Origin of the sequence: Streptomyces sp. NPDC102441, assembly GCF_044765585.1 — a bacterium.
In the GTDB taxonomy this organism is placed as follows: domain Bacteria; phylum Actinomycetota; class Actinomycetes; order Streptomycetales; family Streptomycetaceae; genus Streptomyces.
Genome location: NZ_JBIWKH010000025.1, coordinates 1 through 24,722, shown reverse-complemented (window position 1 = coordinate 24,722; position 24,722 = coordinate 1). Strand labels below are relative to the sequence as shown.

At 70.6% G+C, this 24,722-nt stretch carries 18 protein-coding genes; 16 read left to right on the top strand and 2 right to left on the bottom strand.

What is annotated here, in order from left to right:
* The first annotated feature begins 11 nt into the window (after nucleotides 1–11).
* From ACIREO_RS37535 to ACIREO_RS37525, 3 genes are all read left to right on the top strand, one after another.
* A complete protein-coding gene (locus ACIREO_RS37535; RefSeq protein ID WP_404118961.1) occupies nucleotides 12–443 on the top strand; it encodes a winged helix-turn-helix transcriptional regulator in 432 nt (143 codons plus the stop codon).
* Nucleotides 443–1,198, top strand: coding sequence for an IclR family transcriptional regulator (locus ACIREO_RS37530; protein WP_404118959.1), 756 nt, complete (start codon nucleotides 443–445; stop codon nucleotides 1,196–1,198). Before ACIREO_RS37535 ends, ACIREO_RS37530 begins: the two co-directional genes overlap by 1 nt.
* Nucleotides 1,199–1,337: 139 nt before the next feature.
* Complete coding sequence (locus ACIREO_RS37525) at nucleotides 1,338–2,528, top strand: 4-hydroxybenzoate 3-monooxygenase (RefSeq protein WP_404118956.1); 1,191 nt, start codon at nucleotides 1,338–1,340, stop codon at nucleotides 2,526–2,528.
* A 33-nt stretch (nucleotides 2,529–2,561) separates the two neighbouring features.
* Here ACIREO_RS37525 and ACIREO_RS37520 read toward each other — a convergent pair whose 3' ends face one another.
* Nucleotides 2,562–3,485 (bottom strand): LysR family transcriptional regulator, encoded by a 924-nt coding sequence (locus tag ACIREO_RS37520; protein ID WP_404118954.1) that lies wholly within the window; start codon nucleotides 3,483–3,485, stop codon nucleotides 2,562–2,564.
* A 127-nt stretch (nucleotides 3,486–3,612) separates the two neighbouring features.
* On the opposite strand from ACIREO_RS37520, the gene ACIREO_RS37515 reads away from it, so the two are divergent.
* Genes ACIREO_RS37515 through ACIREO_RS37490 form a run of 6 tightly spaced genes read left to right on the top strand, consistent with a single transcriptional unit; the run spans nucleotide 3,613 to nucleotide 9,686 of the window.
* Entirely contained in the window at nucleotides 3,613–4,611 is a 999-nt protein-coding gene (locus ACIREO_RS37515) for a fumarylacetoacetate hydrolase family protein (protein WP_404118952.1), read from the top strand.
* Nucleotides 4,608–5,570 carry a cyclase family protein gene (locus ACIREO_RS37510; RefSeq protein ID WP_404118949.1) on the top strand — a complete coding sequence of 321 codons (963 nt, stop codon included), beginning with the start codon at nucleotides 4,608–4,610 and terminating at the stop codon, nucleotides 5,568–5,570. Before ACIREO_RS37515 ends, ACIREO_RS37510 begins: the two co-directional genes overlap by 4 nt.
* A 29-nt stretch (nucleotides 5,571–5,599) precedes the next feature.
* On the top strand, nucleotides 5,600–6,730 hold the full coding sequence (locus ACIREO_RS37505; RefSeq protein WP_404118946.1) for an FAD-dependent oxidoreductase: 1,131 nt from the start codon (nucleotides 5,600–5,602) through the stop codon (nucleotides 6,728–6,730).
* Nucleotides 6,727–7,731, top strand: a complete 1,005-nt coding sequence (locus tag ACIREO_RS37500) for an amidohydrolase family protein (protein WP_404118943.1) — start codon at nucleotides 6,727–6,729, stop codon at nucleotides 7,729–7,731. Before ACIREO_RS37505 ends, ACIREO_RS37500 begins: the two co-directional genes overlap by 4 nt.
* 13 nt (nucleotides 7,732–7,744) lie before the next feature.
* Nucleotides 7,745–8,683, top strand: coding sequence for a VOC family protein (locus tag ACIREO_RS37495; RefSeq protein WP_404118940.1), 939 nt, complete (start codon nucleotides 7,745–7,747; stop codon nucleotides 8,681–8,683).
* Between the two features lie 31 nt (nucleotides 8,684–8,714).
* Nucleotides 8,715–9,686 (top strand): fumarylacetoacetate hydrolase family protein, encoded by a 972-nt coding sequence (locus tag ACIREO_RS37490; protein ID WP_404118937.1) that lies wholly within the window; start codon nucleotides 8,715–8,717, stop codon nucleotides 9,684–9,686.
* A 97-nt stretch (nucleotides 9,687–9,783) separates the two neighbouring features.
* Here the strand turns inward: ACIREO_RS37490 and ACIREO_RS37485 are convergent, their stop codons facing one another.
* Entirely contained in the window at nucleotides 9,784–10,416 is a 633-nt protein-coding gene (locus ACIREO_RS37485; RefSeq protein WP_404118935.1) for a ScbR family autoregulator-binding transcription factor, read from the bottom strand.
* A 201-nt stretch (nucleotides 10,417–10,617) separates the two neighbouring features.
* Here ACIREO_RS37485 and ACIREO_RS37480 point away from each other — a divergent pair, with 201 nt between their 5' ends.
* From ACIREO_RS37480 to ACIREO_RS37450, 7 genes are all read left to right on the top strand, one after another.
* The gene (locus ACIREO_RS37480) at nucleotides 10,618–11,595 is read left to right on the top strand and encodes a ScbA/BarX family gamma-butyrolactone biosynthesis protein (RefSeq protein WP_404118933.1); all 978 of its coding nucleotides are present in this window, start codon (nucleotides 10,618–10,620) and stop codon (nucleotides 11,593–11,595) included.
* A 50-nt stretch (nucleotides 11,596–11,645) separates the two neighbouring features.
* The gene (locus ACIREO_RS37475; RefSeq protein ID WP_404118931.1) at nucleotides 11,646–12,734 is read left to right on the top strand and encodes an acyl-CoA dehydrogenase family protein; all 1,089 of its coding nucleotides are present in this window, start codon (nucleotides 11,646–11,648) and stop codon (nucleotides 12,732–12,734) included.
* Between the two features lie 148 nt (nucleotides 12,735–12,882).
* On the top strand, nucleotides 12,883–14,010 hold the full coding sequence (locus ACIREO_RS37470; RefSeq protein ID WP_404118928.1) for an HAD family hydrolase: 1,128 nt from the start codon (nucleotides 12,883–12,885) through the stop codon (nucleotides 14,008–14,010).
* A gap of 314 nt (nucleotides 14,011–14,324) precedes the next feature.
* Nucleotides 14,325–15,686, top strand: a complete 1,362-nt coding sequence (ccrA, locus tag ACIREO_RS37465; protein ID WP_404118925.1) for a crotonyl-CoA carboxylase/reductase — start codon at nucleotides 14,325–14,327, stop codon at nucleotides 15,684–15,686.
* Nucleotides 15,687–15,715: 29 nt separating this feature from the next.
* Entirely contained in the window at nucleotides 15,716–16,714 is a 999-nt protein-coding gene (locus tag ACIREO_RS37460; protein WP_404118923.1) for a 3-oxoacyl-ACP synthase III family protein, read from the top strand.
* Complete coding sequence (locus tag ACIREO_RS37455) at nucleotides 16,711–17,610, top strand: 3-hydroxybutyryl-CoA dehydrogenase (RefSeq protein WP_404118920.1); 900 nt, start codon at nucleotides 16,711–16,713, stop codon at nucleotides 17,608–17,610. Before ACIREO_RS37460 ends, ACIREO_RS37455 begins: the two co-directional genes overlap by 4 nt.
* Nucleotides 17,611–17,802: 192 nt before the next feature.
* Nucleotides 17,803–24,722 (top strand): beta-ketoacyl synthase N-terminal-like domain-containing protein (locus ACIREO_RS37450; RefSeq protein ID WP_404118917.1); only part of this gene is annotated, 6,920 nt, incomplete at its 3' end.

Here is a 24,722-nt window from a genome sequence, read left to right as displayed (position 1 = left end):
AGGGGCACCTCATGGTTACCGAGCAGGCCAGGCGCGGACCCGAGGACGGGGACGTGACGCGCGCCGACTCCCTGGCCCGCGAGATCTTCTCCGGTGTGGCCAACAAGTGGGCGCTGCTGATCATCAACGTGCTGGGACAGCAGACCCTCCGGTTCACCGAGCTGCTGAACGAGGTGGAAGGCATCAGCCACAAGATGCTCGCCCAGACGCTGCGCGGGCTCGAACGGGACGGGCTGGTGCACAGAACCGTGTACGCCGAGGTGCCGCCACGCGTCGACTACCGCCTCACCGAGCCGGGCGCTGCCCTGCGCGACACGGTCAACGGCATGTGCGCGTGGACCCGCCGGTACCTGGACGAGATCGAAGCGGCTCGACGGCGCTTCGACGCACAGGCCGGGATCAAGAGCGACGCACAGGCCGGGATCAAGAGCAAGGATGGGTGATGGCCAACTCACGGTCCGGAGACTCGGTCACGGAGCGGCTCGTGCGCGTCCTGGAGACGTTTGACACAGACCGGACGGTGCAGACGGCTACGGAGATCGGGCGCCGGGCGAGGCTGCCTTCGTCCACGGCGCACCGGATCGTGGCAGACCTGGTGGACTGCGGGCTGCTGGAGCGGGACGAGGAGCAGCGGGTGCGTTTGGGCATGCGTCTGTGGGAGCTGGCGATGCGCGGTTCTCACGCCCTGCGACTGCGGCAGGCGGCGCTGCCGTTCATGGAGCGTGTACAGGCCCACATCAGAGAACACACACAACTCGCGGTGCTGGAGAACGACGAGACGCTCTTCGTCGAGCGCCTGTCCCATCCGCACGCGGGCGCGAACATCACCCGGGTCGCCGGACGACTCCCCCTGCACGCTTCGTCGGCAGGACTCGTCCTGCTCGCCTACGGAACCGAGGAGTTGCAGGAACGCGTCCTCGCCGGCCCGCTCGAAGCGGTGTCCCCGGAGACCGTGACCGATCCGTCTCGGCTGCGCCGGATCCTGGCCGGTATCCGCCGGGACGGAGCGGTCGTTTCACCGGGGACCGTCGAGACCGTGTCCACGGGCATCGCCGTACCGGTACGCGAAGGGCGCGGGCAGGTGATCGCCGCACTGTCGGCCGTACTGCCCTACGAGGCATCGGCTCCCCCTGCGGTGGAGGAGCTGCGCGTCGCGGCTTCGGGAATCTCCGCGGCGCTCGGCACGCACCGCCCGTAGTCCCCCGTCGAGCGCTGCCCTCTCCAGCCGGGAGGGAGACGCGGGAAATCCGGTTCCCGTTCAATGGCGATGCCGGTGGTAGCCGAGCCCGCCCGGCATCAGACTCCCTGCCACACACACCAGTTGTCGAGGAGACGACATGCCCCAACGCACCCGCGTCGCCATCATCGGTGCAGGACCCGCCGGCCTGCTGCTGTCCCATCTGCTCGGCCGGCACGGCATCGAGTCGATCGTCATCGATTCCCGCAGCCGCGCGGAGATCGAGACCACCATCCGGGCCGGCATCCTGGAGCAGGGCACCGTCGAGATCCTCAGCACGACGGGAGCGTCCGACCGGGTCCTCACGGCCGGGCAGAAGCACGAGGGTATAGAGCTGCGCTTCGACGGGGAGGGCCACCGGATCGACTTCACCGGGGCCGTCGGCCGGGCGGTGTGGCTCTATCCCCAGCACGAGGTGCTGAAGGACCTTGTCGCGGCACGCCTCACCGCCGGCCAGGACCTCCGCTTCGGAGTGACCGCCACACACGTGGAGGGCCCCGATACGGACCGGCCGCGTGTGGTGGCCGAGGATGCCGAAGGGAACACGGTCGAGATCGAGGCCGACGTCGTGGTCGGCGCGGACGGCTCCCGCGGCGTGGCCCGCCAGGCCGTCACGGGCACGCACGGCGGCGACTTCCGGGAGTACCCGTTCGCCTGGTTCGGCATCCTGTGCGAGGCACCACCCAGCGCCGAGGAACTGATCTACAGCAACTCACCGAACGGCTTCGCGCTCATCAGCCGGCGCAGTGCCGGTGTGCAGCGCATGTACTTCCAGTGCGACCCCGCGACCGACCCCGAGGCGTACACCGAGGAGCAGCTGTGGGAGACCCTGCAGTCCCGCGTCCACGGCACGACTCTCCTGCAGGGGCCCATCTTCCAGCGGGACGTACTGCGCTTTCGCAGCTTCGTCGCACGCGAGATGCGCCGAGGAAGGGTCGTGCTTGTCGGCGACGCGGCCCACACCGTGCCGCCCACCGGCGCCAAGGGCATGAACCTCGCCGTCGCCGATGTCGTCCTGCTCACCGAGGCGCTGCGCTCACTGCTGCTCGACCGGAGTGAGGCCCTGTTCGACGCCTTCCCGGAAACGGCACGGCAGCGCGTCTGGAAGGCACAGCACTTCTCCTGGTGGATGACCAGCATGCTTCACGTGCCCCCCGGAGCGAGCGACTTCGACCGCATGCGCCAGCTCGGTGAGCTGCGCACGGTCGTCGAGTCGAACGCCGGTCGCGCCTATCTGGCCGAGGGTTACACCGGCTGGCCGCTCCCGCGGCACGTCCTCGACACGCACTGAGGGTGCACGCAGGAGGCGTTGAGCCCCGAGTCCTCACGAGGCCGCCGTGGGCGTGTCAGCCAGGCTCCGGCCCACCCGGGCGGCCGTCTCACGCAACCAGATGTGCGCTGCGTCGTGCGTGTGCACGGGGTGCCACCACAGTGCCTCACGCAGGGGGACCGCTTCGTAAGGGGGCTCCACCACCCGAACGGCAGCGAGAGGGGCGAGGAGGCGGGCGAGGCGGGCCTGCATCAGAGTGATGCGCCGGGTGCCCTCCACGAGCAGTGGAAGCAGCTGGAAACTGTCGACGGATACTTCCACCCGGGGTTCGATGCCGAGCATGCCGAGCTGACGGACGGCCGGGGCGTCGTACGTCCGTTGGTAGGTGACCCACGGGAGCTGTCCCAGATCGCTCCTGGTGAGCTGGTCACCGACGCTCGGGTGGTCATCGGCGACGAGGAAGACCCAGCGGTCCTCATAGAGGTCGGTGGCCGGGAAGTCGCTGATGACGCCGTGCGGCATGAGCAGCCCGTCAGTGGTACTCAGCAGCGTGGCCGTGTCCTCGACCACCGTGGAGGGGGTCTGGGTGAAGCGGAGCCGGATGCCCGGCGCTTCGTCGTGCACGACTCGGGCAAGTTCGGTGCCGAACACAGCGACCGCGTAGTCGGATGCCACAAGCTTGAACTCGCGCCTTTCGCCGGCCGGGTCGAAGTGAGCCTGGCTGGCGAAGAGGCGTTCCATCACTTCGTAGGCGGCGGAGGTGCGGTGAAGGAGGACCTGGCCCAGCGCGGTGAGTTCGTAGTGGCTGCCTACGCGAGCGAGCAGGTCGTCGTCGAAATGGCGGCGCAGCCGGGCCAGGGCGGCGCTCATCGCGGGCTGGCTGAGCCCGACGCGTTCGCCGGCGCGGGTGACGTTGCGTTCCTCGAGCAGAGCCCGGAGGGCGACGACGAGGTTGAGGTCCAGGCGGGCCAGGTTCACAGGACTTTTCCTTGCGGTGAGGCGCCGACCAGCGAGGATCGATGTGATGGATGGCAGCCATCCAGAGAATCGATTTCCCTGATCACGTGTGAGAGGTCCAGATTAGTCACACCGCAATCAGGAGGACATGTTCGTGAAACCTGCATCCGCATCCACGCTCTTCGCCGGACCGTTCGCGCTCGCCACGCTCTCGGCGGCGGACGGGCCGGCGTTCCCTGCGCTCGTCACGGCGGACGCCCAAGTGATCGACCTGCGCAGCGCCTTCAGTGACGAGACGCTCTCCGTCCGCGGCCTCCTGGAGGACTGGGAGACGGCTTCCCCGCGGCTCACCGCGCTGGCCGCGGACGGCGGTGCGGAGCGCGGGCCGCTGTCGGGCTTCCGTGTGCACGCCCCCGTCGAGCCTCGGCAGGTGTTCCAGTCGGGTGCCAACTACCGGCAGCACGTCATCGACCTGCATGTCGCGCACCGGGCCCCGGGCGACGACCGGTCCGACGAGGAGCGACGCGCCGAGGCGGCGGAGCTCATGGACCGTCGGGTGGACGAGGACCTGCCGTACGTGTTCATCGGCCTTCCGAGCTCGATCACCGGTCCGTACGACGATGTCGTGCTCCCCGCGTGGGCCGAGAAGCCTGACTGGGAGCTGGAGCTGGTGGCGGTGATCGGCCGTCCGGCCCACCGGGTGCCCGTGGACGAGGCTCTCGGCCACGTCGCCGGCTACACGATCGCCAACGACCTGACCGACCGTGCCACGGTGTTCCGCCGGGACATGCCGCAGATCGGCACCGACTGGCTGCGCAGCAAGAACGCCCCGGGGTTCACCCCGCTCGGCCCCTGGATCGTGCCGGCCGAGTCGGTCGCGGCCACCGACGACCTGCGTCTCACGCTGAAGCTCAACGGCGAGACCATGCAGGACGAGTCCACCAAGGACATGATCTTCGACGTCGCGCGCATGGTCTCCCACGCCTCGCAGACAGCCCAGCTCCTGCCCGGCGACCTGGTACTGACCGGCTCCCCCGCCGGCAACGGTATGCACTGGGGGCGGCTGCTGCGCGACGGCGACGTCATGGACGGCTCCGTCACAGGGCTCGGCGCTCAGCGCACCCGCTGTGTCGCGGAGACGTCATGAGCCTCGACCGCACCGATCCCGAGGGCTCGATCGCCGAGGCCGTGAAGGCGTACTCCAACTGGGGACGTTGGGGCGAGGACGACGTGCTCGGCACCCTCAACTTCCTGGACGAGGCGAAGCGGCGGGAGGCCGCCGCACTCATCCGCCGGGGCGTCAGCTTCTCGCTGGCGCAGAGCTTCGACATGAACGGCCCCCAGAAGGGCTGGCGCCGCCGCACCAACCCGGTGCACACCATGCTCGACACCGGCACCGACGCGGCACTCGGCCTGCAGGGCTTCCCGCACGGCCTCGGTGGTGCCGACGACGTCATCGCGATGCCGTTGCAGTGCTCGACCCAGTGGGACGGGCTCGGCCACATCTTCGACCACGGCAAGGCGTGGAACGGCCGGGACGCGGCGAAGACCGTCACCTCCGAAGGCGACCTGGTCACCGGCATCGAGCACATGGCCCCGCATGTCGCCGGACGCGGTGTGCTCCTGGACGTCGGCCGCAGGATCGGCGAGAACGGCGAACTGCCCGACGGCTTCGCCATCACCGAGGAACACCTGACAGCGACCGCTGAGGCCCAGGGCGTGAGCGTCGGCCGCGGCGACATCGTCCTGGTGCGTACCGGCCAGTTGGCCCGCGCCCGCCGCGACGGATGGGGCGACTACGCGGGCGGTCCGGCCCCTGGCCTCTCCTTCACCACCGCCGGCTGGCTGCACGGCAGTGAGATCGCGGCGATCGCGACCGATACCTGGGGCTTCGAGGTGCGGCCCAACGAGTTCGACGTCGCCTTCCAGCCGCTGCACCAGGTCGCCATACCCAACATCGGCCTGCTCATCGGGGAGATGTGGGACCTGGACGCCCTTGCCGAGGACTGTGCGGCCGACGGCGCGTACGAGTTCTGGCTCACTGCCGCGCCCCTTCCCATCACCGGCGCAGTCGGCTCCCCCATCAACCCGATCGCCGTCAAGTAATCCCAGCCAGGGAACAAGGGAGTTCTCCCATGAATGAAGCTCGTACGGTCCTGGTGATCGGTGGCGGCGCGGCCGGGAACGCCGTGACCCTCCTGCTGCGTCGCGCCGGTATCGACGTGAACCTGATCGAGGCCAAGGGCGACTGGAACGCCACCGCCGGCTCAGGCATCACCCTGCAAGGCAACGCCCTGCGCGTGCTGCGCGAGCTGGGCGTGTGGGAGCAGGTCGAGGCCTCCGGCTTCGGCTTCGGGTCGGTCGGCATCACCGCCCCCGACGGGACCGTCCTCCACGCGCAGAACGACATCCGCAGCGGTGGCGACGACCTCCCCGCCGCCGTCGGCATGCAGCGGCCCCAGCTCCAGCGCATCCTGATCGAGGCCGTACGCGCCAGCGGCGCCTCCGTCCGTCTGGGAATCACCGCCGCAGTTCTGGAGCAGGACGCCGACGGCGTCTCCGTCCGCTTCAGCGACGGCTCCGAAGGCCGCTACGACCTGGTGATCGCTGCCGACGGCCTCGGCTCCACGACCCGGGCCGCCATCGGCATCACGGCGAAGCCCGAGCCGACCGGCATGGCCATCTGGCGCGTCGCCGCCCCCCGCCCGGCCGGGGTGTCCCGCACCGACCTCGCCTATGGGGGCCCTGCTTTCATCGCCGGTTACTGCCCCACCAGCGACGCCACCCTCTACGCGTACGTCGTCGAGGCCAACCGCGACCGCGCCACCATCCCGCCCGAGTCGTACGCCGACGAGATGCGCCGCCTGGCCTCCGCCTACGGCGGCAACTGGCCGGAGATCACCGCGCACATCACCGACCCCGCGCAGGTCAACTACACCTGGTTCGACCGCATGCTGGTCGAGGGATCCTGGCACCGCGGCCGCGTGGTCCTCGTCGGCGACGCCGCCCACTGCTGCCCGCCCACCCTCGCGCAGGGCGCCGCCCTGTCCCTGGAGGACGCCTGGGTGCTGGCGCAGATGCTGACCGGCTCCGACACCTGGGACGACGCCCTGTTCCAGGCCTACTACGAGCGACGGATCGCAAGGGTCCGGCCGGTCGTGGAAGCCTCCGTACAGATCGGGCAGTGGCAGCTCGACGGCGTACGTGACGCCGACGTGCCCGGCCTGATGGGCCGCACCATGACCATGCTCCGGGAGCTGCCGTGACCTGCCTGACCGTAGACGTACACGCGCACGTCCTGCTTCCCGAGATCGAGGCACTCGTAGCCGGCCTGCCCGGCCACGATGTGGCAAAAGCTCTGGACGCCCGACGTAACGGCGCCGAGGCTCTCGCGATCAGCGGGCCCATGGTGGGTGAGCGCATCCCGAAACTGACTGACGTCGCTGTGCGCCTCGCGGCGATGGACCAGCAGGGCGTCGACATACAGCTGGTCAGCCCGTCCCCCTCGCACTACCACTACTGGGCGGACGAGAAGACAGCCGAGAAGGTGTACCGGCTGGCCAACGAGGCCACCGCGGCACACTGCGCGGCAGCCCCGAAGAGGCTGCGCGGGCTCGGACTCGTACCACTCCAACACCCGGACATGGCTGTCGAAGCCCTTGACGACGCGCTGGGGCACGGGCTTCTGGGCGCGGAGATCTCCAGCCACGCACCGGGCCGCGAACTGTCCGACCCCGCGTACGAGCCCCTCTGGTCCCGCGCGGAGGAAAGCGGAGCGGTGCTCTTCCTGCACCCCTTCGGATGCACGCTCGACGAGCGTCTGGACCGGTGGTACCTGTCCAACACGGTCGGCCAGCCCACCGAGAACGCCGTGGCGCTCTCCCACCTCATCTTCTCCGGTGTGCTCGACCGCCACCCCGGCCTGAAGCTGATCGCCGCCCACGGCGGAGGCTACCTGCCCACCCACATCGGCCGCTCCGACCACGCCTGGTCCGCCCGCTCCGACGCGCGCGCCGGCTGCGCCCACCTGCCGAGCAGCTACCTCAAACAGCTCTACTTCGACTCGCTCGTCCACGACCCGCACGTCCTGCGGGAGCTGATCCGGGCCGCCGGGGCGGACCGTGTGCTGCTCGGCTCGGACTTCCCCTTCGACATGGGGACCGAAGACCCGGTCGCCGCTTTGCACGCATCCCGACTGTCCGAGGCCGATCTCGACGCCGTACGCGGCCGGAACGCCTCAACCCTGCTCAACCTCACCCTCGCCTGAGGAGGAACCCACCATGAGCGCACGCCTGCTCACCCATCTGCGTCACGTCGACCTGGCCGTGCCCGACTACGACAAGCAGCTCGACTTCTACGCCGGTGTCTGGGGCCTCACCAAGGTCACCGAGGACTCCGGAATCTCCTTCCTGGCCGCCGAGGGCTCCCCCGAGCAGTACGTCGTACGGCTGCGCAAGGCCGAGGAGAAGCGGCTCGACCTCGTCTCCTACGGCGCCGCGAACCCGGCCGACGTGGACACCCTCGCCGAACGGCTCCTCGCCGGCGGCGTGCAGCTGATCTCGCAGCCCGGCAGCGTGGACACCCCGGGCGGCGGCTACGGCTTCCGCTTCTTCGACGTCGACGGCCGCACCATCGAGGTCTCCGCCGACGTCGAGGTCCGCCAGCACAGGAAGATCGAGGAGAAGGAGGCCATCCCGGTCAAGCTCTCCCACGTCGTCCTCAACTCCCCCGACCTGAACCGCACACGCGAGTGGTACGAGCGCCACCTCGGCTTCGCCCTCTCCGACACGCTCTCCTCCCCGCACATGGGCGAGGTCATGCACTTCATGCGGATCAGCAACCAGCACCACTCCATGGCCATCGCCCAGGGCCCCCACACCGCCCTGCACCACGTCTCCTTCGAGATGCGCGGCATCGACGAGTACATGCGCGGCTCCGGCCGGGTCATGCGGGCCGGCTTCCGCAAGATCTGGGGGCCCGGAAGGCACATGGCGGGCGACAACACCTTCACGTACTTCCTCGACCCGCACGGCAACACCGTCGAGTACACGACCGAGCTGGAGGAGCTCGACGAGGACACCTGGCACCCGCACGTCTACGACTTCTCCCAGCCCGAAGTCACCGACCAGTGGGGCACAGCCAACGCGATGAACGAGATCGTCGCCAAGGAGTCCTTCAACGACCCCGACCGCGGCGTGTTCGTCGCACCACCCGTCTGATTCGCCCCACTCCCGTCCTGGAGCCATGCCCATGCGTCTTGCCGCTTACGAACATCAGCACCGCCACCGCGTTGCCGTCGTGGAGGAGGACGGCATGCTCTTTCCCCTGCCAGGCGTCTCCTCCCTCACCACGCTCCTGACGGAGACCGACGGGTTGCCGGGTCTGCTCGCCGCAGGAGCCGCCGCACTTGATGTGCCACCTGGGCCCCACGTCTCCCAGGTGCGTCTGCTCCCGCCTCTCCAGCCGTCCTCCATACGTGACTTCGTCACTTTCGAGGAACACGTCGAAGGCGTGCGCCGCGAGGTCGACGGCGTCGCAGGGGTACCTGAGCAGTGGTACGAGGCGCCGACCTTCTACTTCACCAACCCCCATGCGGTCTACGGCCCTGACCAGGGCGTGCCCGTGCCACCCGGATCGACCGCCCTGGACTTCGAACTCGAGGTGGGCGCCGTCATCGGCCGCGAAGGCCGTGATCTCACCCCGGAACGCGCCCGCGACCACATAGTCGGCTACACCGTCTTCAACGACTGGTCCGCACGCGACCTCCAGGCGGCCGAGATGAAGGTCGGGCTCGGCCCCTGCAAGGGCAAGGACACCGCGACGACCCTCGGCCCCTACCTGGTCACCGCGGACGAGCTGGAGCCCTACCGCGACCCCGAGGGATTCCTGCGCCTCGCGCTCACTGCCCGGATCAACCGGGAGACCGTCGGCGAGGACCTCCTGTCCAACATGAGCTGGACGTTCGAGGAGATGACCGCCTACGCCTCGCGCGGCACGCGCGTCGTACCGGGCGACGTCCTCGGATCGGGAACGTGCGGCAACGGCGGCTGCCTCGCCGAGCTCTGGGGTCTGCGCGGGAAGCAGACCCCGGCCCCTTTGCAGCCGGGCGACACCGTCAGTCTGACCGTCGAGGGCATCGGCACGCTCACCAGCACCGTGATCCCCGGCGTCGAGCCCACGCCCCTGCCGACCGGCCGACGACGGAACCGGGAGCGGCCGTGACCGAGGCCACCGTCCTCGAAGGCGCGTACGGCCAGGTGCACGGGCCGGCTCCGGCGCCCTGCACCATTGGGCTCACAACGGATCGTCACCGCCGGTGTCAACGCGTCGGCAGGATCGCCCGCAGCACCGTCCCCCGGACTTCCCGCCAGCGGTCCATCACGTCCTCTCGGCGGGTCAGGACATCCGAAACGTGCTGCATGCCGAACATGCACGCGACGACCACCCGCGCCGCGGCGTCCGGCGACAGGTCCTGCTTGAGCTGGCCCGCCGTGTGCGCCTGGGTGAAGAGCTCGGTCAGGCGCACGGCCCAGCCCACATAGGGCTCGGGCAGCGGTGCGCCGATCAGGGAGCGTTCCGCCTGGAGGCGGGAGCCGGCCTGCACGATGGGGTTGCCGTGAAACGATTCGGCCGTGCGGTCGAGAAGGGCGTAGATGGTGTCGTGGGGATCGAGGTCCGCTTCGTGGACCTCCGTCTCCAGTGCCACCCACTGCTGGTACGTCGCCTCGACCACCTCCGTGGCCATGGCTTCCTTGTTCTTGTAGTGGAAGTAGACGGCCCCCTTGGTCATGCCGACCCGCTCGGCGATACCGGTGACCGACGTGCCGGCGTAGCCGAGCTCCGCGAACATCTCGGCGGCCGTGTACAGCACTTGGAGCCGCGTGCGGACCGCGCGGTCCTGCTTCGGTGCGCGGCTGTCCCCCGTCGTACGGGCGAGCGGCATGTGGTTCATCTGCAGAGTCCAGTCTTCCGGCGCCTGATTGTGCTGGGATGGGAGCTGGATACGGCGGCCGGGTAGCCGGGGTGTGCCCTAAGCCCCTTGCAATATACCTACCCGAAGGTATATTTTTTTGCCAGTCGGGGGGCGTGAGTACTTTCCTGCGACGACGCGTATCCGAGCATCTTTCTCGTTGTGTCCATCGGGGGATAGACCATGAGTGTTGACGTGTCGGCAATAACCATCAAGACGCATACTGAACGAAACGGCACCCTATCGCGGATCGCTCCACAGGAGCTCGTACACAAGACCTCCATGGACGAAGTTCTACTGACCGATGCGGTCCAAGTGGGCGCGGATCGAGTCTTCCTGTCCGTTCGACGCCCTGCGGGTCACGAGCTCTACCACCCGGACCCGGCAGGTGAGAGCGACCCGACACTGTTCGTCGAGGCGCTGCGGCAGGCCGCCATCTACGTCTCGCACCGCTTCTACGCCGTGCCACTGGACCACCCCTTCATATTCGTCGGGCTCGATCTCGACGTCCCGGTACCCGGAGCCACCGGTACGGCTGACGCCCCGCTCACGCTCGAGGTCGTCATCACGCAGACGGTGCAGCGCACTTCACTACGGGCCGGCATGCGGATGGAGGCTCGGCTGACAGCCCACGACCAGCTCTGCGCTGTGGGCCAGGTGTCGTGGCGGGCCGTCCACCCCTCTGTGTACGTGAGGCTGCGGGAGCCGAACCTCGATCTTCACGAATCCTGGACGCAGCCCGGTGAACCGGGGCGCCTTCTGCGGCCCGGACAGGTGGGGCGGGAACGGGTCGCGGACGTGCTCCTCGCCGAGGACCCGGGCGGCGTCCCGGCGGGAAGCGCGGTCGGCACCTGGCAGTTGCACGTCGACCGGTCACACCCGGTCCACTTCGACCACCCCAGCGACCACGTCCCGGGGATGCTGCTGCTGGAGGCGTTCCGACAGGCGGCGCGGGCGATGGCGGGGCCCGGGCCCTGGGCTCTGGCGGAGGCACACACCACGTTCGCGGCCTACTGCGAGCTGACCGCCCCCGTCACGATCGTGGCGCGGCGCCCGGCGGTGAGTACGGCCGCCGATGGCCGGGAGTCGGAGGTCGAAGCAGTGCAGTTCGGCCGGACCGTGGCGTCGGCCCGCATGCGCTGGTCCCGGGGCCCCGCGTGAGCCGCGGTGCGGAGGCCGTCCGGCCCGGGCTCGGGGCTGCCGTGGGGCAGATGGCCGACTTGGCGCAGCGGTACGCGGCAGTGGCGGACGAGCAGCGCGGACTCGCGCGCCCCGTGGTGCGGGAATTGACCCGGGCCGGCTTCAGTCGTCACTTCGTACCCACGGAGCACGGCGGTGCGGCGGGCGGATTCGTCGGCCTGGTCGACGCGGTGGTGGAACTGGGCCAGTCCTGCGCGTCGGCGGCCTGGTGCGGCATGCTCTTCGCCGCCCATGGCCGACTTGCCTCCTACCTGCCCGAGCCGGCCCGGAGGGAACTGTGGGACGGCTCGCCGGACACGCTGATCGCGGCCGGCGTGGCGCAGCCGGTGCACGAGGCCCGGCCGGTGCCAGGCGGGTACCTGCTGTCGGGTGACTGGCCGACGGTCAGCGGAGTGTCCTTCGCCGACTGGGTGCTCACCACCGCCTGGACGCCGGGAGCACGGGGCCGGGAGGCCCGGCTGTTCCTGGTGCCCGCCGACGGGTGCACGGTGGTCGACACCTGGGATCCGCCGGGCATGCGAGGCACGGGCAGCAACACCGTGCTCCTCGACGAGGCCTTCGTGCCGGAGTACAGGACGGTACTGCGGGACCGGCTGCTGACCTGCGACGGCGCCTCGGGCGGGGCTCGCTGCCACAGCGTGCCGTTTCCCTTCGTCGCGGCCCTGATGTTCGCCGCGCCCGTGGTCGGGGCTGCACACGGGGTGCTGGCCGCCTGGACGCTGAGGGCCGCGACCTCCTCCGGGCCCGACGGGCTCCCGTTCGCGCGGCACCCGGCGGCCGCCACCGCGCTCGGCCGCGCTTCGGCAGAACTACGGGCCGCCCGGCTTCTGCTCGGCGCGGTGGCCGGACGCGCCGACACGGCCGACGTCGACCCACTTGCGGTGGCCGAGAACAGGCGGGACTCCGCGGCGGCCGTCGAGATGTGCGTGGCGGCCACGGACAGGCTGGCCGCGGCCGGCGGTCCGGACGCGCCGTGCGCGGACGATCCTGTGCACCGCGGCCGGCGTGACGTACGGACCGCCGCCGGGCACGCGATGCTGCGGTTCGATCCGTCCGCGGCCGCGTACGCGGAGGCCGTGGTGGGCGCCGCCGCCGGATAGGCCACGCCACGTCGTCCCGTACCGGGGGTGTGCCGCCCCCAGTTCACGGACCACCATGCCGCCCCCAGTTCACGGCCCACCTGTTCCTGCGGCACACCCATGTGCAAAAAACATACCACCCAGAAGGTATTTTACTGAGAGGTATCCCATGCTGGACACAATCGCCCAGGGAGTGCGCGGCACGTTCCGCCACGCCGCGTTCTTCGACGTCGACGAGACCCTCATCAGCGCCAAGACCATGGTCGAATTCCTGCGTCACTGGCACGAGACGCACGGTGACGACGGCTGCGCGTTCCGTGCCGCCAGCAACCGGCTGCAGGCCATGGCCGCGTCCGGCATCCCCCGGTCGGAGATCAACCGGGAGTACTACCGCCGCTTCGCGGGCGTCTCCCGCGCTCACCTGACAGAGGCCGGAAAAGCCTGGTGGGGGGAGTACCGGAGGAAACCGCGAGCCTTTGTCCCGGCCGTCCGTCAGGCGTTGGAAGACCACCGTGCGGCCGGTGACGCCGTCGTCCTGGTCTCCGGATCCTTCGCGGGAGTGCTTGACCCGATCGCCCGGGAGGTCGGGGCGCAGCAAGTGCTCTGCACCGAACTGACCGCGGACGCGGACGGCGTGCTCACGGGCGAGGTGCTGCAGCCCATGATCGGGCCGCAGAAGGCTGCCGGAGCGGCCGTGGCGATCACCGGCCTCGGCCTGAGCGCGGCCGACTGCTTCGCGTACGGGGATCACGAGAGCGATCTCGACCTGCTTCGCCTCGTGGACCATCCACGGGTGGTGGGAGGAGACGCCGTGCTGCGGGAGCACGCCGCGACGTACGGCTGGCCGGTGCTCCCCGGAGCCGAGGCCTCCGCCCTTCCCGTCATCCACACCGACCCGATGTCCAGATCGACCGATTCCGTTTCGCAAGGAGAGGAAGCCATGAAGCAACGCATCACCACCCCGCAGGAGCAGCGCGGAACGGGACAGCAGCCGGCGGAAGCGTACTGGGTGATCTGCCGGCAGTGGGCAGATGCTGGCATCGGGGGCAGTGAGGACGTCACGGACATCCAACGGGCCACAGGCCCCCTGGCCGCACTCGAATCGCTGACGGCCTGGTGCCGCACCGGCATGGCGGGCTCCCTCGCGTGGGTGGTGTGCACCACGGAGCCGTCCCCCTACGAGGTGCCCGCCCTGCCCACCGGCGAACTGGTCGCGGCCGCTCGCGCCGAGGCCGGCGCACTCGGCGACGACGGGGGCCGGCGGCTCGACCGCGCCCTGGGAGCCCTGCGCGCCTGACACCGCCCGCGTGCGGCCGGCCGGAGTTCTCCGGCCGGCCGCACGCGTTTCTTCCGCTCGCCCGGTGCTCGGCCGAGGCGACGACTTCCGGCCGACTAGGGGTGAAGTAGGGGCAGGTAAGGGTTGGTTACGGCTCGCCCCACTCCGTAGCGTAATTCCCGCGAGATACGGACACCGCGCCCGGCAGACAGAAAAGGGCGCCTCCTTCATTCGTCAGGATTCCGCCAATCGACGCGTCGGAACCTTGCGGCCCTGAGCAATGTCTGCCGGGCCCCTGCATACCTGACGGCGAACCTGATCACAAAAGGACTGGCATGGACTCTTTGGCCGAAGCAGTGCTGAGCGGAGCCACTGCGGATCAGTTGGAACGCGAAAAGGTACCCAGCACTTATGTCGCCGTCCATACGAGGATCGAGGACGCCGACCTCCTCCGCGGCGTCGAGGACAAGGACGTGCGCACATCCCTGAGGATCGGGCACGTCCCGATGCCGGAACTCGCTCCGGACGAGGTCCTGGTCGCGGTGATGGCCAGCTCCGTCAACTACAACACCGTCTGGTCTGCGACCGGCGAGCCGGTGTCCACCTTCGGCTTCCTGGAGCGGTTCGGCCGCCAGGGCGGGTGGGCCTCCCGCCACGACCAGCCGTACCACGTGCTCGGATCCGACGCCTCCGGTGTGATCGTGCGGGTCGGCGCCGGCGTACGCCGCTGGAAGACCGGCGACCACGTCGTCGCCAGCTGTGTGCAGGTCGACGACCAGCAGCCGGCCACGCATGGCGACGGCATGCTCGGCAGCGAGCAGCGTATCTGGGGCTACGAGACCAACTTCGGCGGGCTGGCGCACTACACGGTCCTGCGAGCGAGCCAGCTGCTGGCCAAGCCGACCCACCTGACCTGGGAGGAGTCGGCCAGCACCATGCTGACAGCCGCGACCTCCTACCGGATGCTGGTCGGCGAACGCGGCGCCCGCATCAAGCAGGGCGACATCGTCCTCATCTGGGGCGCCACCGGTGGCCTCGGCGGCTTCGCGGTCCAGCTCGTCAAGAACGCCGGTGGCATCCCGATCGGCGTCGTCAGCTCGGAGGCCAAGGCCCAGTTGCTCCGCGGCCTCGGATGCGATGTCGTCATCAACCGCTCGGAGATCGGCCTGGACGGAAACGGCCCGCTGACCCCCGAGCGGACGGTCGAGCTGGGCAAGCGCCTGGGCCGCATCATCCGCAAGGAGGTGGGCGAGGACCCGCACGTGGTCTTCGACTTCATCGGCCAGGCCACCTTCGGCATCTCGGTGTTCGTGGTCCGCCGCGGCGGCTCCGTCGTGACCTGCGGATCCAGTACGGGCTACCAGCACCAGTTCGACAACCGCTACCTGTGGATGAATCTCAAGCGAATCATCGGCAGCCATGCGGCGAACCTGCAGGAGCAGTGGGAGTGCAACCGGCTGTTCCAGCTCGGCAGGCTCGTGCCGGTCCTCTCCGCCGTGTATCCGCTCGACGAGGTGGGCGAGGCCGCGCGCCTCGTCCAGACCAACCGGCACACCGGCAAGGTGGGGGTCCTCTCCCTCGCTCCGGAGACCGGACTGGGCGTCACCGACCCCGAGCTGCGCGGCCGCATCGGTGCCCAGCGGCTCAACCCGTTCCGTGCCGTCGACAACGCCCGAATACCGGCGTACGCCGCCTGAGCGGCCAAGAAGCGAAAGAGGTACCGGACATGGCGAAAACCGCCGTCGGCATCCTGGGCACCGGCTCATACCTGCCCAAGGACATCGTCAGCAACGAAGAGGTCGCGCGCCTGGCAGGCGTCACGGCCGAGTGGATCGAGCGCAAGACCCAGATCACCTCCCGGCGTTACGCGGCACCGGACGAGGCCACGTCCGACCTGGCCACGAAGGCCGCGCGCGCGGCCCTTGAGCAGACCGGGATCCCGGCCGAGCGGATCGACTACATCATCGTGTCGACCTCGACCGGCGACTACCCGCAGCCGCCCACCTCGGCTCTCGTGCAACACCAGTTGGAGGCCTACGGAGCCGCCTGCTTCGATGTGAACGTCGTGTGCAGCGGATTCGTCTTCGCCCTCGAGATGGCGCGCGGCCTGGTCGAACTGCGGCCCGGCAGCCTCGCCCTCGTGGTGGCCGCGGACACCTACTCACGCATCCTCGACCTCACCGACCGCCGCACCGCCGTGCTCTTCGCGGACGGCGCGGGGGCGGCCGTCGTGGGCGCGGTTCCCGAGCCGTACGGGATCCTCGACACCGAGCTGACCACGCGGGGCGACGCGCACGCGCTGATCCGGGTCGAGGCGGGGGGCAGCCGGCGGCCCGCGTCCCACGAGACGGTGGACGAGGGCGGCCATCACTTCAAGATGAACGGGCGCGGCGTACGGGACTTCGTCGCGGAGAACGTCCCCGGGGCGCTGCGCGGAATCGTGGAACGGGCCGGCTTCCGGATGAACGATGTCGAACACTTCGTCCCGCACCAGGCCAACGGCGTGATGCTGGGCGATCTGGTTGCCTCCACCGGCCTGACGGGCGCACACACGCACCGGACGCTGGAGCGCTACGGCAACGTGGGCAGCGCGTCCGTCCCGGTCGCGCTGGACGACGCCAACCGCTCCGGTGCGATCAAGGATGGCGATCTGGTCCTGATGGCCGGGTTCGGCGGAGGTATGGCGATGGGTACGACCCTGCTGCGCTGGGCGGTGACGGCATGACCGCCGAGGCCACGTTCGCCCAGGCCGGCGCCGGCCGGGCGGAATTCGGCCGGATCGGCGTCGTGGGCGCCGGAACGATGGGCTCCGGCATAGCCGAACTGTGCGCCAAGGCAGGCCACGACGTGCGGATCGCGGTCCGGTCGCAGGATTCGGCCACGGCCGGAGTACGCCGGATCACCGCTTCCCTCGGGCGTGGCCTGGCCAAGGGGAAGATCACTGAGGCGGAGCAGGACGCGGCCCTCGCGCGGATCACGTTCACCACGGATCTCGGTGCCCTCTCGGACCGGCAGCTGGTCGTCGAGTCCGTCCGTGAGGACGAGACGACCAAGCACGAGGTGTTCACGACCCTCGACAAGGTCGTCGAGGACCCCGAGGCGATCTTCGCCACCAACACGTCGTCGCTGTCCATCGCCCGGCTGGCCCGAGCGACGGAACGCCCCGGGCAGGTCATCGGGATCCACTTCTTCAATCCGGTGCCGGTGCTGCCGCTGGTCGAGCTGATCGATTCGGTGCTCACCGACCCGGCCACGAGCACCCGCGCCGAGGCGTTCGTCACCGGTTCCCTCGGCAAGAAGGTGATCCACACGCCCGACCGGGCCGGCTTCGTCGTCAACGCGTTGCTCTTCCCGTACCTGCTTTCGGCGATCCGCATGGTCGACACCGGGGTGGCGACCCCGGAAGTGGTCGACAGCGGCATGGAGCTGGGCTGTTCGCACCCTCTGGGACCACTCAAGCTCGCCGACCTCATCGGGCTCGACACGACTGCGGCGATCGCCGAGGCGATGTACGAGGAGACGAAGGAGCCTCTCTTCGCGCCGCCTCCGCTGCTGCTGCGCATGGTCGAATGCGGATTGCTCGGCAAGAAGACCGGCCGCGGCTTCTACACGTACCCCTAGAGCCGTGCGTGCCTGAATTCCCCGCTGCCACGCCCTGCGCGGAATGAGCCTGTGACCCAGCCCTCCCTCAAATCCCCCGGAATCCGTCCGGGGGGTTCCCCAGCGACGCCCCGCGCTTCTCCGGCGCATCCGAATCGAAGGTCCGAAGTAATTCCAGATCCAATGGCACAAACGATGTCCGGAAGGAAGAACATGCCCATAAAATCGGGGGATGGAACGGCATATCAGCAGGAGGTTCCCGTCGATGGCATAGCCGTCATCGGAATGTCCTGCCGATTTCCCGGCGCAGAGACTCCGGAAGCGTTCTGGCAATTGCTGCGCGAGGGCCGCGACGTGCTCTCCCCGCCGCCCGCGGACCGTGCGGAGCTCGCCGCGGACCGTCGTGTGCCGGCCGGGTATCTGGACCAGGTCGACCGCTTCGACCCGGAGTTCTTCGGCATCTCCCCACGCGAGGCGGCGGGCATCGACCCGCAGCAGCGGCTCGCACTCGAACTCGCCTGGGAGGCACTGGAGAACGCCGGAATCGTCCCCGCCACGCTGGCGGACAGCCGTACGGGTGTCTTCTTCGGCGCGATCTGGGACGACTACGCGAAGCTGGCCCACGAGCGGGGCGAAGAAGCCGTCAACCACACCAGCATCACGGGGCTCAGCCGTGGGATCATCGCCAACCGCGTCTCGTACGCACTCGGGCTGCGCGGTCCCAGCATGGTCGTCGACACGGCCCAGTCCTCCTCGCTCGTCGCCGTACAGACAGCGTGCGACAGCCTGCTGCGCGGCCAGGCGGGCATAGCCCTCGCGGGCGGTGTGAGCCTCAACCTCATCCCGGAGGGCTTCGCGCTCGGCGAGGCGTTCGGCGCGCTCTCTCCCGACGGCCGTGCCTACACCTTCGACGCACGGGCCAACGGCTACGCACGAGGGGAAGGCGGCGGCGTCGTCGTCCTCAAGCCGCTGCTCCAGGCCCTCGCCGACGGGGACCACGTCCATGCGGTGATCCTCGGTGGCGCGGTCAACAACGACGGTGGCGGCATCACCCTCACCGCGCCGCGCGGCGAGGCCCAGCAGGACGTGCTGCGGCAAGCGTACAGCCACGCGCACGTCGACCCTGCCACCGTGCGCTTTGTCGAGCTCCACGGCACCGGCACCCCGGTCGGCGACCCCGTCGAGGCCGCCGCCCTGGGAGCCGTTCTCGGTGCATCCCGCCCCGTGGGGGCTCCCCTGCGGGTGGGCTCGGTCAAGACCAACATCGGGCACCTGGAGGGTGCCGCCGGGATCGCCGGCCTGATCAAGACCGTGCTGTGCCTGCGGGAGGGCGAACTCGTCCGCAGCCTCAACTTCACCACCCCCAACCCGAGGATTCCCCTGGGTGAACTCAACCTCGCGGTCAACGACACCCCGCTTCCGCTGGACGACGGCACCGGTACGGCCGTCTTCGCGGGCGTCAGTTCCTTCGGCATGGGCGGCACCAACTGCCATGTCGTCCTGTCGAGCTGGCCCCGGACACAGCCTCAGGCGCAGCCGGAGGCGAAGGATTCCCGCACTTCCGCGCTGCTTCCCGTGCCGGTTTCCGGACACACCGAGGCCGCCCTGCGTGACCAGGCCCGCCTGCTGTCAGAGCACCTCGACGGCCACCCCGGCCCGTCCCTTCCGGACCTCGCACACTCGCTCGCCCTGACCCGGACGCACTTCGAGCACCGGGCCGTGATCCTCGCCGCGGACCGGGAGGGGCTCGATGCCGCCCTGACCGAACTGGCGGAGGGACGGCCCGCCGCCCAGCTGGTCCGAGGCGCCGCGAAGCAGCACGGCAAGCTGGCGTTCCTCTTCACCGGCCAGGGCAGCCAGCGGGCCGGTATGGGCCGTGAACTGTACGAGAGCCAGCCCGTGTTCGCCGCCGCCTTCGACGAGGTGTGCGCACACCTCGATCCGCTGCTCGACCGGTCCGTGCGCGGCCTCGTCCTCACCGCCGGGGGCGCGGACGCCGCCCTGCTGGACCGCACCGTCTACACGCAGACCTCGCTGTTCGCCTTCGAGGTCGCGCTCTTCCGGCTGCTGGAGCACTGGGGCCTGGCCCCCGACGTCGTCCTCGGCCACTCCATCGGCGAGCTCGCCGCCGCCCATGTGGCGGGCGTGTTCCCACTCGCCGACGCGGCCCGCCTGGTCGCAGCTCGCGGCCGGCTGATGCAGGCGCTGCCCGAAGGCGGTGCCATGGTCTCGGTACAGGCATCCGAGGCAGAGGTACGGTCCGCCCTCGGCGTGGCGCCGCAGGTCGCGGTCGCCGCCACCAACGGCCCCCTGTCGACGGTCCTGGCCGGTGAGACGCAGGCGGTGCTGGCCGCGAGCGAGCACTGGCGCGCTCAGGGACGCAAGGTCAAGCGCCTCCAGGTCAGCCACGCCTTCCACTCCCCGCTGATGGAACCGATGCTGGCGGAGTTCCGCGAGGTCGCGCGGGGTCTGGACTACCGGGCACCACACATCGCCGTCGTCTCCAACCTGACGGGCGGCCTCGTGGGCGCCGACGAGATCGCCACCCCGGGCTACTGGGCGCGGCACGCCCGGGAGGCGGTCCGCTTCCTCGACGGAATGCGCACTCTCGAACAGCAGGGCGTGACCGCCTACCTGGAGATCGGCCCGGACGCTGTCCTCACCGCCATGGGCCGCGAGTGCCTGACGGGTAAGGGCGCGATCCTGGTTCCGGCCGCGCGCCGCAACCGGCCCGAGCCGCGCACTCTGCTCGCCGCCGTCGCGGAGCTGCACGCCGTCGGCGTTGCAGGCCCCGCCTTGGAGCGGATCGTCGCCCCGGTCACCCCTGTCCGCCGTGCCCCGCTGCCCACGTACGCCTTCCAGCGCGAGCGCCACTGGCTGCGCCCCGCCGCCCGCACACGCGCCGACGTGGGTGCGGCAGGCCTCGGCGAGCTGCGTCACCCGCTGCTCGGTGCCGTCGTCGACCACGCCGGCACCGGCGGCCAGATGCTCACCGGCCGGCTGACGGCGGCGGCGCCGCAGTGGTCCGCCAACGGCCTGCTCTCGCCCTCCGCCTTCACCGAACTCGCCCTCCAGGCCGGAGCCGCGGCCGGGGCGCGGAAGGTGGCCCATCTGACGGTCGAGGCGCCTCTGGCCCTGCCGCAGGACGGCGGCGTACACATCCAGGTCGACGTGGCCGCACGGGACGACGACGGACTGTACCGGATCACCGTGCACGCCTCCCCCGAGGACGGCGCGCCCGGCGCTTCCTGGACCCGCCACGCCGTCGGCGCCCTCGCCGACGCCGAAGTACCGGCCGAGCGGGACTCGATGCCGTGGCCGCCGCCCGGTGCGGAGGTCCGCGAGGCCCCCGAGGGAGTACGCGCGGCGTGGAGCAGCGGCGAGGATCTCTACGCCGAGATCGAGCTCGCGCCGGAGGAGCGCGAGGACGCGGCCCGCTACGCACTGCACCCGTCCCTGCTGGACCGGGCGCTGAGCCTGGTCGCACGGGACGGGGAACAGCCCGCCTCTTGGGCGCAGTTCGAGGTGCGCGCTGTGGGCGCCGCCTCCCTGCGCGTGCGCATCACGCCGGCAGGACCCCGGACCTTCTCTCTGGACTTCAGCGACGGCGCCGGCAAGCCGGTCGCCGCTTTCTCCTCGCTCGCGCTGCGTCCCGTGACCGACCAGCAGATGCGTACCGCCCGGGCGGCGGCGCAGGACGCGCTGTACCGGCTGGAGTGGCAGCCGGTCGCCGCCGGACACCGCCGGACCCATCAGGGCCGGGTGGTACTGGCCGGGGCCGACACCTTCGGGCTGGCCGCCTCGCTGACCACCGCGACCAGCGGAGTTGAACTCTGCGCGGATCTGCGGAGCCTTCTCGAATGCCCTGACTCCGGTTCCGAGGCCCCCGCGACCGTCCTGCTGACCTGCCCGGACACGGCCGACGACACCGCGGGGGCCGGCCTGGCCGACGCCACGGCCTCCGCCGTCGCACGCGTCGGGGACGCCGTACGCGGGTGGCTCACGGACGGGCGCTCCGCCTCGACACGTCTCGTCCTCGTCACGCGGACCGCCGTCGCGACAGGCCCCGGCGACGGCGCGCCCGGCCCGGTGTCGGGCGCCGTCCGGGGCCTGCTGCGCTCGCTCCAGCGCGAGCACCCGGGGCGACTCGGCCTGCTGGACCTGGGCCCTGCCACCGAATCGCTCCAGAAACTTCCCCTCGCCCTCGCCTGCGACCAGCCCGAACTCGCCCTGCGCACGGGGCGGATCCTGGTGCCGCGGCTCGTACGCGCCGTTCCCCCGGCAGAGCCCGTACCCGTCTGGGAGACCGGCGGCAGCGTCCTGGTCACGGGCGCGGCCGACCACCGGGTGGCTGCTCTGGCCCGGCATCTCGTCGCCGCGCACCGGGTACGCCACCTCGTGCTGGCCGTGCCGGCCGGCACGGCCGACACCTGGAGCGAGGACGCCGCCGCTTCCGTCCGGGCCCTCGGCGCGGACGTCACCGTAACCGGCTGTGACCTCACCGACCGGCACGCGGTGTCGGATCTCCTCGCCTCCGTCCCCACGGCCCATCCCCTCACCGCGGTCGTGCACCGAGTCGACGCGGAAGGGGCGGTCGCGGACGGCGACGGCGTCGGTCTGCGCGCCCGAATCGCGGCGGCCGTCCACCTCGACGAACTGACCGGCGACCGCGCCCTGTCCGCGTTTGTGCTGCTCACCTCGACCGACGGGGTACTGGGCGAAGCGGACGGCGAGGGCGCGGCGGTAAGCGCCTTCGCACATGCGCTGGCACAGCGGCGCCGGGCGGCGGGCGCAGCGGCCCAGGCCGTGGCGTGGGGCCCCTGGGAAGGTTCCGCGTCCGGTACGGACGGCCTGCTTCCGCTGTCCATGGAGGAGGGGCTCGCCCTGCTCGACCTGGCTCCCCACGTGCCGGCCTCCCTCGTGGTCGCCGCCCGCCCGGACCGCACCGCGCTGCGGGACGCGGCGGATGTACCGGCCGTACTGCGCGGGTTCGTGCCCGCGCTCGAGCGCCCTGCCGTCCCGGCCCCCGTGCCGGTGGCCGGGAGCCCTGCTGCGGATTCCCAGCAGATCTCCCCGGCATCCGCACCTGCCGGACGGTTCGCCGGCCTGTCGGACGAGGAGGCCGTCGCCGCGGTGACGGAGCTGGTCCGCACCGACGTGGCCCTCGTGCTGGAGCACGGCTCCCCGGCGGGCATCGACACGTCCCGTAGCTTCAGGGACCTCGGCTTCGACTCCCTGATGGTCGTCGAGCTCCGCGATCGCCTCGCGGAAGCCACCGGACTCCAGCTGCCGACCACGGTGGTCTACGACCACCCGACGCCGGACGCCGTCATCCGCCATCTGTGCGGCGAGGCGCTCGGGGTTCCGGCCCCGGAGGAGGCCCTGGACGAGGCCTTGCCGGCCGAGGTCACGGACATCGCCGGGGAGTCCGCCGAGGACGACCCCATCGTGATCGTGTCCATGAGCTGCCGCTTCCCCGGTGGTATCGATGCCCCCGAGCAGCTGTGGCAGACCCTTGCCGACGGCAGCGACGTCATCGGCGCGTTCCCCACCGACCGGGGCTGGGATGTGGAGGGCCTCTACGACCCGGAGGGCAACGCGCCCGGCAAGCACTACGTCCGGGAGGGCGGATTCCTCGACGCCACCGGTTTCGACGCCGAGTTCTTCGGTATCAACCCCCGCGAGGCGCTGGCCATGGACCCGCAGCAGCGCCTGTTCCTGGAGGCGTCCTGGGAGGTCTTCGAGCGGGCCGGCATCGACCCGAAATCCCTCGCGGGGAGCCGGACCGGTGTGTTCGTCGGCGCCACCTTCCACGATTACGGCCCCCGTCTCGACGAGGGCACCCAGGCCACCGAGGGCTACCTCATGACCGGCAGCACGCCCAGCGTCGCCTCCGGCCGGGTCGCCTACACCTTCGGGCTGGAAGGCCCCGCGGTGACCGTGGACACGGCCTGCTCCGCGTCGCTGGTGGCCCTGCACATGGCCTGCCAGTCGATCCGGCTGGGCGAGTGCACGATGGCCGTGGCCGGTGGTGTGACCATCATGTCGACGCCGGGCATCTTCGTCGAACTCACCCGCCAGCGTGCCCTGTCGGCGGATGGCCGCTGCAAGTCGTTCTCCGAGGCGGCCGATGGCACCGGCTGGTCGGAGGGTGTCGGCGTCCTGCTGGTGGAGCGGCTCTCGGAGGCCCGCCGCAAGGGTCACCAGGTGCTGGCCGTGGTACGGGGCTCCGCCATCAACCAGGACGGCGCCAGCAACGGGCTCACCGCGCCGAGCGGTTCGGCTCAACAGAAGGCGATCAAGGCCGCCCTGGCGAGTGCGGGTCTGACGGCAGACGCTGTGGACGCGGTGGAGGCACACGGGACGGGCACCCGGCTGGGCGACCCGATCGAAGCACAGGCGCTGCTGGCCACCTACGGACAGAACCGCCCCACCGACCGCCCCCTCTGGCTCGGCTCGGTGAAGTCCAACATCGGACACACCCAGTCCGCGGCCGGTGTCGCCGGTGTGATCAAGATGGTCATGGCGATGCGTCACGGCGTCCTGCCGCGCACCCTCCACGTCGACGCCCCATCGCCGCACGTGGACTGGTCGGCCGGAGCCGTGGAGCTGCTGACCGAGCAGCAGCCGTGGCCGGAGACCGACCGGCCGCGCCGCGCGGGCGTGTCCTCCTTCGGGATCAGCGGGACGAACGCGCATGTGATCCTGGAGCAGGCGCCTGATGCCGATGTGATCACCGGGACCGTCGACGCGGCCGTGCCGGCCGTTGGGGCGGCGGAGCCCCTGCCGCTGCCGCTGGTCTTCTCCGCGAAGAGCGAACCGGCGCTGCGTGAGCAGGCCGCCCGGCTGCTGCCCCTGCTGGCGGACGGCATCCCGCTCGCCGACATCGGCCACTCACTGGCCGTCTCGCGGACCGTCTTCGACCACCGCGCCGTGGTGGTCGGACGGGACCGGGCCGAACTTGCCGCCTCGCTGACCGCGACCGCCGACGGACGCTCCGCACCGGGGGCGGTCGAGGGAGTCGCGGATCACTTCGGGAAGCGGGTGTTCGTTTTCCCGGGTCAGGGTTCGCAGTGGCCCGGGATGGCACTGGAACTCCTGGACACCTCCCCCGTCTTCGCCGAACGACTGCG